The organism is Viscerimonas tarda (assembly GCF_054601255.1).
Map to the genome: position 1 here is coordinate 87,228 of NZ_BAAHWV010000013.1, position 13,067 is coordinate 100,294.

A 13,067-nucleotide genomic window follows, 5' to 3' on the forward strand; every position below is an offset into this window, starting at 1 on the left:
GTTGCAGTTATCTGTGTGCTCGTTTAATTTTTATCAAACAAGCTCCAGTTCGGCAATTTCTTTACCCAGTTTGTGCAGCGAGTCGGCTATTTTTTGTACCGTTTCTTTGCGAGGCTTTTTACGCCCGTTTACATAATGGCTCAGCAAGCCTTGATTTAAACCCGTCAGCCTCGACAAACCCGATAAACTAAATGTGTCGGAATAATACTTTAAAAAGGAAGAGACATCAAATTTATATTCTATTTCGTATTCGCCTTTCAGTATCTCAGGCAAATTATTTTTGTGATGTTCAATAAGCAATCTTAAACCTTCCAATACGTTTTCCTTTGCACTCTCTATACTATCACCTGCGCCATATACGCCTTCACAATTTTCGGCAAAAGCATCATAATAATCTTTGCTTTTTTCGACTATAATATACAACTTTTCCATAATTATTTTTTGATTGGGGTTATATCAATCCCATTGATTTTGTTAAACGATTTCTTAATCCTTCTCCCATTTCCTTGGAACCGTGGTACGGTACTGGCAGGGAAGGTATTCCATCTTTTTCGTAAAAATAGTGGCTACCGGTTGCCGAAACAAATACCCAGCCATTTTTTAATATTTTTCGGTGAAACTCCGAATACTTCATTTTGTTTAATTATTAGAGTTCAAAGGTACGAATATTAATACTTATATGCAAGTGTTTTTTGTGCTTTTTGTCTAAAAACAGGAGCCATTTAAAAAGAAACAGCTAAGAGTTCTTTACCAATTTCATGTATTTCTTTTTCTATCTTCTTTTTCTTTGTATCGCTCACATAAGTACATCCTGAGGCATATTGACGCATTAAAGTTGTATTTTCTCCAATTCGGCGAGCCAATTTTGTAGGCGATATAAATCCATAATGAGCGAAGAAACCCGATAAGTCATATACATATTCAAAGTCCAGATTTCCATCGTTCAGCTCAGCTGGTATAGCCCTGCCTGTTTCTTTAGATACTTGAATGTATTCTTTTGGAAAATTTTCAAAATCTTTTTTAGCTTCTTCCAGTGTATCTCCGTATGACATAGCCCAGTCAAATCCATCCATCATAATGGTAAATCCTGTTTTTGATTTTCCAATAATGGCTTTTACTTTTTTCTTTTCCATGTTTTTCTTCTTTGTTTAATTATTTAAGTCCCGCTAGTTTCATCACTTTATTGAATTTGTTTGGAGGCGCCTCTTTACTTCCGTGTCGGCCTACTTTAATCAAATGGGGGAAGTCGTAGCGCCCATAATACCTGTGATCGGTCTCTTTTACGATGTACTACCCAGCTTTTTCAAGTCGGCGATGTAATTCCGAAAATTTCATAAATCTTTTTTGATTAAGACTACGAATATATAGCTTTATCGCTATATATGCAACTGCTCACCCAATTATTTATTTTTTTATTTACTTTTCATTACCAATATTAATTACCACATTCCTACATTAAATAATTGGTACATTAGTCTTCGTTTTTCACTTTTTTCGTACTTTTGTACAATTATAATACCCACAATCAAAGAAATGAGCGATCAAAGATATAATCAGCGAGGAGTATCGGCTTCAAAAGAGGATGTGCATAATGCTATAAAGGATATAGACAAAGGTTTATATCCCAAGGCTTTTTGCAAAATAATACCCGATATTTTGGGTGGCGATTCCGACTATTGCAATATTATGCACGCCGACGGGGCTGGCACCAAGTCTTCACTGGCTTACATGTACTGGAAGGAAACCGGAGATATTTCGGTGTGGAAAGGCATCGCTCAGGATGCCTTGATTATGAATATCGACGACTTGTTGTGTGTTGGCGCAACCGATAATATCTTGCTTTCGTCAACCATCGGACGAAATAAATTGCTTGTACCCGGCGAGGTTATCTCGGCAATTATAAACGGCACGAATGAACTGTGTGAGGAATTGGCTCAACTGGGTGTGAATATTTTCCCGACAGGTGGCGAGACGGCTGACGTAGGCGATTTGGTTCGTACTATTATTGTCGATAGTACAGTTACTTGCCGGATGAAGCGTGCCGATGTTATATCCAACGACAAAATACAAGGCGGTGATGTTATTGTAGGCTTGTCGTCCTACGGGCAGGCATTGTACGAAAAAGGCTACAACGGCGGAATGGGCAGCAACGGTTTGACATCGGCGCGCCACGATGTTTTCTCCAATTACCTGGCCAGGAAATACCCCGAAAGTTACGACAGTTCGATTCCCGAAAACCTGGTTTATTCGGGAAAAATGAAGTTGACCGATGCTATTTCGGGCTTGGACATAGATGCGGGAAAACTGGTTTTGTCTCCCACACGCACCTATGCCCCGGTGATGAGAAAGCTGCTGGATATGCTTCGCCCTCAGATACATGGACTGGTACACTGTTCAGGAGGAGCGCAGACCAAAGTGCTGCATTTTGTCGATAACCTGAAGATTGTAAAAGATAATATGTTCCCCGTTCCACCGCTGTTCAGATTGATACACGAGCAATCGGGCGCCGACTGGCAGGAAATGTACAAAGTATTCAACATGGGGCACCGGATGGAAGTTTACCTGCCGGCACAATACGCACAGCAAGTAATCGAAATATCCCAATCATTTGGCATCGAAGCTCAAATAGTGGGTCGTGTTGAACAATCGGATAAAAAGCAGTTGGTGATAAACAGTGAATTTGGTGTATTTGTGTATTAAATATGAATAATTCTCAAGAAAATGCTTGAGGAGCATCACATCGGTAAGATAAATACTTCTTAATCTGAGTTAAAAGCTTTCAGCCTTAGCCCAATGTCATTAAGTTAAGAAAATGAGGTAAGAATCTGTTGTTGTCTCTATTTGCTACTTTTCCAAATAGTAAGGAAATTATTGATTTATTTCTTATTTTTGCACAATACTCAATCGTAAAATAATGTATCAGGAAAACGTTCAGTTAAAAACATTCAATTCTTTCCAGACGGAGGCTTATGCAAAGTTGTTTTGCGAACCACAAAACATTCAGCAACTGAAAGAATGCTTTGTGGATTATCCGGCGGAGAAAAAGCTTATCGTAGGCGGAGGATGTAACTTGTTTTTCACGCGCGATTTCAATGGCTTGGTCATTAAACCTTGCTTGAAAGGCTTGCACGAAATATCCGGCGAAGAGGATGACGATGTATTTGTTGAGGCAATGGCATCGGAAGACTGGGATAATTTTGTAGCGCATTGTGTGGAAAGAGGCTTTGCGGGTATCGAAAATTTATCGCTGATACCGGGAACGGTCGGCGCATCTCCCGTCCAGAATATTGGCGCGTATGGTTCCGAGGTAAAAGACTGCATTCGCGAAGTCATTGCGCTGGATATGGAGACGAGCGAGATACTGTCTTTCTCGAATAAAGAATGTGAATTTGAATACCGGAACAGCATTTTTAAGCGGACGAATAAATACGTCATTATTTCGGTTATTTTTCACCTGAAAAAATCGTTCACTTATGCACCTGAATACCTTGACCTGAATAAGGAACTCGAAAATGTTGAACAGCCCACAATAAAGGATGTGAGGGATGCTGTTATCCGAATCAGGCAACGCAAGTTACCCGACCACAAGCGGCTGCCGAATTGCGGCAGCTTTTTCAAAAACCCGTATATAAGCGAGGAAACAGCCAGGAAATTGTTGGAAACATACCCCGACCTGCCTGTTTATCCGCAGACGGACGGGCAAATAAAAACATCTGCCGCCTTCCTGATCGACCGCGCCGGATACAAAGGAAAACGGCTAGGAAATGTCGGCTCCTATCCCAATCAGGCCCTGATTTTGGTTAATTACGGAACGACAGACGGCAACGAAATTGTCCGGTTTGCCACCGAAATTCAATCGGTAGTCAAAGAAAAGTTCGGCCTTAGGCTCGAACCGGAAGTGAGAATAGAATAAACACAACAGCCCCTCCAACCTCCCCGTAGGGGAGACTTTAATAGCCTCCCCTGCGGGGAGGTTGGAGGGGCTTAACTCAAAATAATATGGCATCATTCATAATAGAAGGCGGTTGTCGGCTGAAAGGCGACATTACCCCACAAGGCGCTAAAAACGAGGCGCTTCAAATAATATGTGCAACCTTGTTGACTTCCGAGGAGGTGGTAGTTGAAAATATACCGGATATATTGGATGTAAATAACCTGATAGCTCTGCTCTCGGAAATGGGGGTTAAAACACGGCGAATCGACGAAAATACCTGGTCGTTCAGAGCCGATGAAGTGAATATCGACTATTTGCAAACGCCCGAGTTTGTCAAGAAAAGTTCTTCGTTGAGGGGCTCGGTCATGATTATCGGGCCCTTGGTCGCTCGCTTTGGAAAGGCCTTGCTGCCTAAGCCGGGGGGTGATAAAATTGGTCGCCGCCGGTTGGATACGCACTTTGCCGGCATTGAAAAACTCGGCGCCAAATTCGATTATGATTCCGATGACCAGATGTACTCCATTACAGCCGACCGCTTGAAGGGCGCTTATATGTTGCTCGACGAGGCTTCGGTTACCGGTACGGCGAACATCGTGATGGCGGCTGTGCTGGCCGAAGGCGAGACCACCATATACAACGCGGCTTGCGAGCCCTATCTGCAACAATTGTGCAAAATGCTGAACAGGATGGGCGCTAAAATATCGGGTATTGCCTCCAATCTGCTTCGCATTGAGGGGGTGGAATCGCTTGGCGGAACTACTCACAGCATTTTGCCCGACATGATAGAGATTGGCAGCTTTATCGGTATGGCCGCCATGACAAAATCGGAACTGACAATAAAAAATGTGGCCTATGACGAACTGGGTATGATTCCCGATGCCTTCCGTCGGTTGGGTATCATTGTCGAACGCCGGGGAGACGATATTTATATTCCGCAACAAGATGAATATGTGATAGATACATTTATCGACGGTTCGATTCTTACCCTAGCCGATGCGCCCTGGCCTGGCTTGACGCCCGACCTCATCAGCGTGTTGCTCGTGGTTGCCACACAGGCCAAAGGAAGCGTGCTGATACATCAAAAAATGTTTGAAAGCCGCCTGTTTTTCGTTGACCGCCTGATAGATATGGGGGCGCAAATCATTTTATGCGACCCGCACAGGGCAACCGTCATCGGCGCCGGAAAACGACCCATGCGCGCCACCGTGATGACCTCGCCCGATATACGCGCCGGTATTGCCTTGCTCATCGCCGCCATGTGCGCCGATGGGAAAAGCATTATTCACAACATCGACCAAATAGACAGGGGTTACCAAAATATTGACGTTCGGCTCAATCAGTTGGGAGCTAATATTTTAAGGATGGATTAAGGAAATGATTCATTTTTTTAATCCGGGGCATGAAGCCGCCGTCCTGAACGCCTCAAAGTATTACATGGCTCCGGCTAATGTGGTAACAATGCAGCGGGATTTATCTTTCCTGCCCGCGTGGTATGCCGGTGCGGACGATTGGATTCTGGTTGCTGAAAATCTGCCGGAAGAGTTTGTTTCGCATGTCGGCGAGTTTTCGGCTGTGCTGCCCAAGCATATAACCGGAGCGGATATTCCGGCTCATAAGAATGAACTGCTCAATCAAGGCCTTTGTTTTTGGGGTATTACGCCGCAGGTTATCCATTTTTTCGACACGATAAATACTGAATATCAATTGAATTGGGATATACCGGAATGGCGGGAGGAATACAAAAGCCTGAACAGCCGCGCTACTGCCAAAAAATGCCTCGGATTTATTCTTGAAAAATCGACTGCCTTTGCCGAAGACCTGTTACCCCGCTTTTTCCATTCGCTGGAGGATATTGAGGATTATGTAGGCCGGAACAGCAGCATACGACTTTTGGCCAAAGCGCCGTATTCGTCGTCGGGTAGGGGACTGCTGTGGTTGCCCGAAGGAAAACTCACCCGCACCGAACAGCAAATACTGCACGGCTACCTCAAAAAACAAGGAACGGTATCCATCGAAAAGGTACTGGATAAAAAACTGGACTTTGCCATGGAGTTTACCACCGCAAACAATACGGCAAAATTTGAAGGTTTATCGCTGTTCCAAACAAACGAAAAAGGGGCGTATCTGGGAAATTTTATTGGCTCTCAAAAGCAAATCGAGGCCGAAATAGCGCGCTTCATTCCGCTATCTCAATTGGAGGAGGTGAAAGAAATGCTTATCTTGTTTATTGCTGAAAATATTGCTCCCTTGTATGCCGGTTGTGTAGGCGTAGATATGCTGGTGTATGAGGAAAATAACTGTTTTTATCTGCAGCCATGCGTCGAAATAAATTTGCGGAACAACATGGGCTTTCTCACCCTCAGTCTGAGCAAAAACATCCTCGCCGAAGCTTCAACCGGCTCCTTCCACATTGATTTCAACGCCACCCCCGGAGAGCTATACGCCAAACACACCCAACGAATAAAATCGCATCCCTTGCTGGTGGAAAACGGAAAAATTAAATCAGGTTACCTGTCTCTTTGTCCGGTGAGGGAAGATACGAGGTATTTGGCTTATGTATTAATTGATTGACAACATAAGAACGCAAATTACGCAGATTACGCAAATTATATTGTTTAAAATCAGTCAATTCATAAAATCAGTTGCGTGAATTCGCATAATTTGCGTAATTTGCGTTCTTTCTGTGTTCGAGGATTTAGGGGATTACCAAATTAACCTTATAAACAACCGAATCGTAATTACCGGCGCGGTCGATGCAGCCGACAATTAGTTTATAGATGCTTGTGTCGCCTGCGCTTACCGGATAGCGTTGCGATTTGTAGGTGGTGGTCGTTTGAATACTGAAGGTGTCGGTAACGATGGCCGATTTGGCATTGAACAAGCCCCACATATAGATGGATTTTTGCAAGGCGGCGCTCGTACTGTCGCGGCTAAGCGTGTCGATTCCGGCATTGCAAACCAAATGTATCTTCAAGGTTGACAAGGCCTCGTTATCTTGCAGTTCAATCGTAAAGACATTGGTGTCCCTGGCGCTTATGTACAAGGTGTCGTTGTCCTTAAAAGACGTAAGAATTGCAGGCTTTTCCCTGTCATCAACATTGTCGCTGCACGATATAAATACCGCACAGGAAACAAAGACCATCAAGATAAATAGGATAAATTTTTTCATAAAAATCAATTAGCAAATTAGCAAATTAGAAAAACTGCTGATGCCTTTCGGTAAAGTTGCTGATATGAGCAAGAGATTTTTCGCTACGCTCAAAATGACGGTCTCTTTTTTTTGAGAGGGGGGATGAAGAAATGGCGGCGAAGCCGCCATTTCTTCATCCTTTAAATCACTGAGAGGCGAGTCATTCCGACCAAAGGGAGGAATCTCATCCGTAACGTGCGTAGTCTTTTATGGGCGCTTTACCGAAAGGCATCAGCACATTAGCATATCAGCATATCAGCACATCAAACTCCTCTTCAACCCCGCAACAGCCTCTTTAACAGAAGCCGATTCTTTCAGCAAGCTGATAAATTTACTGCCGATAATGGCGCCGCTGGCATTGGCTTGTGCAGCATCCAGCGTTGCTTTGTTCGATATGCCGAAACCAATCAGGCGCGGATTGCGTAAACCCATCGCATTGATGCGTTTAAAGTAGTTCTGTTTCTTTTCGTCGAAACTGCTTTGAGCGCCTGTTGTCGATGCCGAGGATACCATGTAGATAAATCCATCGGTGTGTTCATCAATCAACCGGACGCGTTCGTCCGAAGTTTCGGGCGTAATCAGCATGACTATTTTAATGTCGTACTTGTCGGCAATCGGTTTGTATTCCTTGATGTAATCGTTGAACGGCAAATCGGGGATAATGGCGCCGTCGATGCCTGTTTCCTTGCATTTGATGCAAAAGTTCTCGAAGCCGTATTGCATCACCGGATTCAGGTAGCCCATCAGTATAAGCGGTATGGTGATGTCTTGCCGGATAGTCGATAACTGCTCGAACAGGATTTTCAGCGTCATACCGTTTTTGAGGGCAGCCGTACCGCTCGCCTGTATGGTAGGTCCGTCCGCCATTGGGTCGGAGAAAGGTATCCCTATCTCAATCAAATCAATGCCATTCGATTGCAATTCCCTGATAATTCCGTTTGTATCCTCCAGATGAGGGTATCCTGCCGTAAAATATACCGATAGTATATTTTTCTGCTTGTTTTCGAAGAGTTGTTTTATTCTGTTCATATTTATTTGTTTTTCAGGCGATTTATAAATTCGCCCAATAATGCAATATCTTTTAATCCGGGCGCTGTTTCAAACTTGCTGTTTAAATCGAGCGCGTACAGTTTCGGATGTTTTAAGCTCTTTACCAATTCAGCATCATCTGCCGATAGGCCTCCGCTCAGGAAAAAAGGAAGATTTCCCCTGTATGCATCCAAGATTGTCCAGTCGAATTTTTGTCCCGAACCGCCATGCTGTGATGTTTTGGTGTCGAACAAAAAATAATCGCAAACGCTTGAATAGGCTTCCGTCTTTTCAAAATCGGAAGCGCCGGAAACATTAAACGCTTTTATAATCTTAACTGCCGGATACCTGGCTTTCGTCAACCGGCACCAGTCAACGCTTTCGTTGCCGTGAAACTGCACATAATCCAGCTTGTATTTCTCCATGCAGGCAAATACCCTATCCGGTTGCTCGTTGACAAAAACGCCCACTTTTTTTATCCGGTCGGGGATGGCAGCCAATACGCCGGGTTCCAGTCCGGCCACATAACGGGGCGAACGGGGATAGAAAATAAATCCCATCAAATCAATTGGCAAACTTGCCAGTTGCCGGATATTTTCGGGGTATTTCATCCCGCACACTTTTATCATCATATCAACTGACGAATAAAATCATTTAAAGCTTGTCCCGGATTGTCGGTTTTCATAAAGTTTTCACCCATCAAAAATCCCCTGAATCCGGCTTGGCGCAAGTCAATAACCGTTTGAGGCTGCGAAATGCCGCTCTCCGATATTTTTACAAATCCGGCAGGGATTTTTTCCGCCAAATCGAAGGAGGCCTGCACATCCGTAACAAAGGTAGTCAAATTGCGGTTATTTACGCCTATCACGTCCACCTTATCGTTTATGTATGCCAATTCTTTTTCGTTGTGCACCTCGAGCAACACGTCCAAACCCAATTCGCGGGCTTTGGCGGCGAATTGCTTCGTTTCGGGTATCGTCAGAGCCGAGGCGATGAGTAGTACTGCATTAGCGCCCAGCAGCTTAGCCTGATAAATCTGGTATTCGTCCACAATAAAATCTTTCCTCAACAGCGGTGTGTTGGTCAGGCTCCGGGCTTTCCTGAAATCCTTGAAACTTCCGCCGAAGAAATGCGTATCGGTGAGTATGGAAATAGCGCTAGCCCCATACCCGGAATATAGCGGGATAACATCCTCCACCTTCGCCTGTTCAAAAATCCAGCCACGCGAGGGCGATTTCCGCTTGAATTCCGCGATTATTCCCGTCGGCGAATCTATCAGCGACTGCCTGAACGACTGTTTATTCGTGCTGTCCTCCAGCTGAGCGGCCAAGCGGTCGAGTGGCGTTTCTTTCTTTTGCTGCGCTACCTCCAGCCGTTTATTTTCGACTATTTTATCTAGTATGTTCATCAGTTACGAGTTATAGCCCCCTAAATCCCCCGTAGGGGGACTTTAATAGCCTCCCCTACGGGGAGGTTGGAGGGACTAAGTCCCCCTACGGGGGATTAGGGGGCTGTATTTAATTCCAAAAACTGAAGAAAGGTCTTTTTCAATCTTCCGCTTTCGATTACTTCTGTTGCTTCGGCAATGGCTTCTGCCATCGACTTGGAGGGGTCGATTGTTCGGATGGCTACTGCCGAATTAATAATCACCACGTCTTTCTGGGCTTTGGTGGCTACGTTATTCACCACATCGTCGAAAATATGAGCGGCATCTTCGGGCGTATTTCCGCCATACAAATCCGACTCCTTGTAGCGTTCAAAACCCAGCTCTTCGGGCGAGAAAATCTTTTCTATCGACCGGTCTATTATTTTGAAGTCGCCGGTCAACGAAATCTCGTCATAGCCGTCGAGCCCGTGTATAATGGCATAATCGCAATCCGTCTGCTGGTACATGTAGTGATACATGCGCGCCATCTTCAGGTTGAATACGCCCAGCACGCTCCTCTTGGGTTTTATCGGATTAACGACCGGCCCCAACATGTTGAAAAATGTACGCACACCCAATGCTTTTCGCACAGGAGCTACCACTTTCAGCGCATCGTTAAATAAGGGTGCGTGCAGGTAGGCCATGTTGCATTTGTCGAGCGAGCGTTCCAGTTTTCCGGTATCGGTGGTGAATTTCACGCCGTGCTGTTCCATCACATTCGATGCGCCACTCACCGAGGTTGCGCCGTAGTTGCCGTGCTTTGCCACTTTATAACCGGCTGCCGCCACCGTAAAACACGACAGGGTGGAGATATTAAACGTGTTTTTATTATCACCGCCGGTACCCACAATATCAACCGGATTATACGCTGCCAACGAATCAACATTCCTCCGCATGTCGAGCAAGGCATCGGTAAATCCCATAAACTCGTCGATGGTAATGCTTCGCATAAGGAAGACACTAATAAACGCCGCTATTGACGAATCGTTGTATTCATTCAAGGCCATCCGGGTCAGAATGTCTTTGGCCTCGCCCCTGCTCAGACTTTGATGGTCGAATAATCTATTCAGTATCTGTCTCATTTATTTTTTAATTTTGTAGGGGGCTGTGTCAAAAGCCTGTCATCCCGTGTCTGACACGGGATCTCCTGACAAACATCAACTGAATGTCAGGAGATTGCGGGTCGGAGCCCGCAATGACAATCTAAGAGAAGAGACTTTTTATACAGCCCCTACGGTTTTCAAACTAATTTTTCCAACACCTCTGTCGATTTGGCTATTTCCTCATCGCTCAGCTGATAATTCTTCATCTTATTCGACAAGAATTGGTCATAAGCCGACATGTCAACCAGCCCATGGCCTGACAAACAGAACAGTATATTTTTTTGCACGCCTTCTTCTTTGGCTTTCAGGGCTTCTTTTATAGCTACTGCAATGGCATGAGTTGATTCGGGTGCGGGAATAATTCCTTCGGTATTGGCAAATAAGCGTCCGGCCTCAAATGTTTCCAATTGTGGAATATCCTGAACTTCTACAAGCCCGTCTTTGCGCAACTGGCTAACAATCACGCCGGCGCCATGGTAGCGCAATCCGCCTGCATGAATGTCTGCCGGTTGAAAATCGTGTCCCAGCGTGTACATGGGCAACAAGGGTGTCATCCCTACGGTATCGCCAAAATCGTATTCAAATTTACCCCGCGACAGTTTCGGGCAACTGGCCGGTTCGGCTGCAATAATGCGGATAGCTTTGCCGTCGGTCAGCTTGTGGCGAAGGAAAGGGAAGGCAATCCCCGAAAAATTGGAACCGCCGCCGAAACATCCGATAACTACATCGGGATATTCGCCTGCTATTTCCATTTGTTTTTCACTCTCCAAGCCAATAACTGTTTGATGCAAAGATACATGATTCAATACGCTACCCAATGTATAGCGGGTATTCTCTCCCTTGACAGCCATTTCCACCGCTTCCGAAATAGCGATGCCCAGGCTTCCCGAATTGTTGGGGTCTTTGGCCAGAATTTTTCGTCCGGCTTCGGTCAGGTTGCTGGGCGAGGCCACTACATTGGCGCCCCATGTTTGCATCATTACGCGGCGGTAGGGTTTTTGTTCGTAGCTCACCTTCACCATATACACGTCCAGATTGAGGCCGAACAAACTGGTGGCGAAGCTCAGCGCTGCGCCCCATTGTCCTGCGCCGGTTTCGGTGGTGAGGTGCGTTATTCCTTGCTTTTTATTGTAATAAGCCTGTGGTATAGCCGAATTGAGCTTGTGAGAACCTACGGGACTTATACTTTCGTTCTTGAAATAGATATGGGCGGGCGTATCCAGGGCTTTTTCCAAGCCGGTAGCCCGAACCAATGGGGTTGGCCGCCATATTTTGTACAATTCCCTCACTTCGTCCGGAATTTCTATCCAGCGTTCGCCCGACAATTCTTGCTTGATAAGTTCTTTGGCAAAAACAGGCTCCAGGTCTTCGGGTTTCAGCACTTCTTTTGTTGCCGGATTTAACGGAGGCAGCGGTTTATTTTTCATATCTGCCACAACATTGTACCAGCTTGTCGGAATATCATTCTCGCTTAAAAAAATCTTCTTACTCATAGCTTTTGTGTTTTTATTTATGGTTTAAAAAATTATTGACGATTGTTTGTTTATTATCTGATGATTTCTATTCAAAAAGGGTATTTTCTTTCGGATATTCATAAATGGTTTTTCCAGATATAAATACATCAAAGTTGCCATAAAATAGGATATTATCCAAACAAGTAGCATTCTTATATATGGACTTAATGGAATATAAGTAAGTACTCAAAATTAAGCGACATTATGCGAATAGTTAATGAACAGTTCTTTACCCACCGCTGCCACCGCCCTGTTGGTGGAGTAGAAAAGTGTGTCAGTACTCGCATAGTCCTGTGGTCTTATCCATTTTCCCTTCAATATTCTCCAAAGTGTTTCCGCAATGTTCAGATGCGGGGAATACGGAGGCAGATAGAAAAGGAAAAGACCTCTTTTCTCCCAGACAGGTCTCAACTCCCGTATTTTATGATTGCGGTGGACGGAGGCATTGTCAAGTACGACAAACGTGTCCTTACGTACACGGAACGAGAAAGCATCGAGAAAGCTGACAACCTTGTCTGCGGTGATGCTCTCCGTAGTGGTGAAACCTTCATAATGGTTCTTTCTGTCAATCATTCCGAAGATATTGAGCCTTGCGATTCTTTGGGAAGGAATGCATACATCCTCTCCAGGCAACTGCCAACCGTAGGGAACGTATCCCTCGGTGCAAACGTGGCTTTCATCAGCATAGTAGAGGACAATACGCCCCTCACTTTCCTGTTGTTCAAGTTTTTGCAGCTTCTCCAACTTGTACTCGTAGAGCTGCGGCGAGGGGACTCCCCTTGGGCGTTTCCTTATACGCTTATATCTTGCGCCAATGCGGATAAAAAACGCTTGAAGGTCAAGTTGCTCGCCTCTTTTCCCGTCGCCTGCT

14 protein-coding genes are annotated in these 13,067 nt (G+C 45.0%); 4 read left to right on the plus strand and 10 right to left on the minus strand.

The genetic code is table 11. From position 1 onward, the window contains the following. Positions 1-33: 33 nt before the first annotated feature. The 3 genes from ACYPWY_RS07720 to ACYPWY_RS07730 form a co-directional block, all read right to left on the minus strand. Positions 34-432, minus strand: coding sequence for a helix-turn-helix domain-containing protein (locus ACYPWY_RS07720; protein WP_459684869.1), 399 nt, complete (start codon positions 430-432; stop codon positions 34-36). Between the two features lie 19 nt (positions 433-451). Beyond that, positions 452-634, minus strand: a complete 183-nt coding sequence (locus ACYPWY_RS07725) for a type II toxin-antitoxin system HicA family toxin (protein WP_459684871.1) — start codon at positions 632-634, stop codon at positions 452-454. Between the two features lie 88 nt (positions 635-722). Next, positions 723-1,133 carry a pilus assembly protein HicB gene (locus ACYPWY_RS07730; RefSeq protein WP_459684872.1) on the minus strand — a complete coding sequence of 137 codons (411 nt, stop codon included), beginning with the start codon at positions 1,131-1,133 and terminating at the stop codon, positions 723-725. 400 nt (positions 1,134-1,533) lie between these two features. On the opposite strand from ACYPWY_RS07730, the gene ACYPWY_RS07735 reads away from it, so the two are divergent. The 4 genes from ACYPWY_RS07735 to ACYPWY_RS07750 all read left to right on the plus strand — a co-directional run bounded on the left by ACYPWY_RS07735 (position 1,534) and on the right by ACYPWY_RS07750 (position 6,505). Then, the gene (locus ACYPWY_RS07735) at positions 1,534-2,700 is read left to right on the plus strand and encodes an AIR synthase related protein (protein WP_459684874.1); all 1,167 of its coding nucleotides are present in this window, start codon (positions 1,534-1,536) and stop codon (positions 2,698-2,700) included. 214 nt (positions 2,701-2,914) lie between these two features. Continuing rightward, the gene (gene murB, locus ACYPWY_RS07740; RefSeq protein ID WP_459684875.1) at positions 2,915-3,913 is read left to right on the plus strand and encodes a UDP-N-acetylmuramate dehydrogenase; all 999 of its coding nucleotides are present in this window, start codon (positions 2,915-2,917) and stop codon (positions 3,911-3,913) included. Positions 3,914-3,999: 86 nt separating this feature from the next. Next, the gene (murA, locus tag ACYPWY_RS07745) at positions 4,000-5,304 is read left to right on the plus strand and encodes a UDP-N-acetylglucosamine 1-carboxyvinyltransferase (RefSeq protein WP_459684877.1); all 1,305 of its coding nucleotides are present in this window, start codon (positions 4,000-4,002) and stop codon (positions 5,302-5,304) included. Positions 5,305-5,308: 4 nt separating this feature from the next. Further along, entirely contained in the window at positions 5,309-6,505 is a 1,197-nt protein-coding gene (locus ACYPWY_RS07750) for a hypothetical protein (RefSeq protein ID WP_459684879.1), read from the plus strand. 124 nt (positions 6,506-6,629) lie between these two features. Here ACYPWY_RS07750 and ACYPWY_RS07755 read toward each other — a convergent pair whose 3' ends face one another. From ACYPWY_RS07755 to ACYPWY_RS07785, 7 genes are all read right to left on the minus strand, one after another. Then, a complete protein-coding gene (locus tag ACYPWY_RS07755; protein WP_459684880.1) occupies positions 6,630-7,103 on the minus strand; it encodes a hypothetical protein in 474 nt (157 codons plus the stop codon). A 276-nt stretch (positions 7,104-7,379) separates the two neighbouring features. Then, the gene (gene trpA, locus ACYPWY_RS07760) at positions 7,380-8,153 is read right to left on the minus strand and encodes a tryptophan synthase subunit alpha (protein WP_459684881.1); all 774 of its coding nucleotides are present in this window, start codon (positions 8,151-8,153) and stop codon (positions 7,380-7,382) included. Between the two features lie 2 nt (positions 8,154-8,155). Continuing rightward, entirely contained in the window at positions 8,156-8,785 is a 630-nt protein-coding gene (locus ACYPWY_RS07765; protein WP_459684883.1) for a phosphoribosylanthranilate isomerase, read from the minus strand. Further along, entirely contained in the window at positions 8,782-9,564 is a 783-nt protein-coding gene (trpC, locus tag ACYPWY_RS07770) for an indole-3-glycerol phosphate synthase TrpC (protein ID WP_459684892.1), read from the minus strand. The genes ACYPWY_RS07765 and trpC overlap by 4 nt, the downstream gene beginning before the upstream one ends. Positions 9,565-9,656: 92 nt before the next feature. Beyond that, positions 9,657-10,661 carry an anthranilate phosphoribosyltransferase gene (gene trpD / locus ACYPWY_RS07775; protein ID WP_459684885.1) on the minus strand — a complete coding sequence of 335 codons (1,005 nt, stop codon included), beginning with the start codon at positions 10,659-10,661 and terminating at the stop codon, positions 9,657-9,659. A 158-nt stretch (positions 10,662-10,819) separates the two neighbouring features. Beyond that, on the minus strand, positions 10,820-12,175 hold the full coding sequence (locus tag ACYPWY_RS07780) for a TrpB-like pyridoxal phosphate-dependent enzyme (protein WP_459684886.1): 1,356 nt from the start codon (positions 12,173-12,175) through the stop codon (positions 10,820-10,822). Between the two features lie 213 nt (positions 12,176-12,388). Beyond that, entirely contained in the window at positions 12,389-13,018 is a 630-nt protein-coding gene (locus ACYPWY_RS07785) for an IS630 family transposase (protein ID WP_459684893.1), read from the minus strand. Positions 13,019-13,067 lie beyond the last annotated feature (49 nt).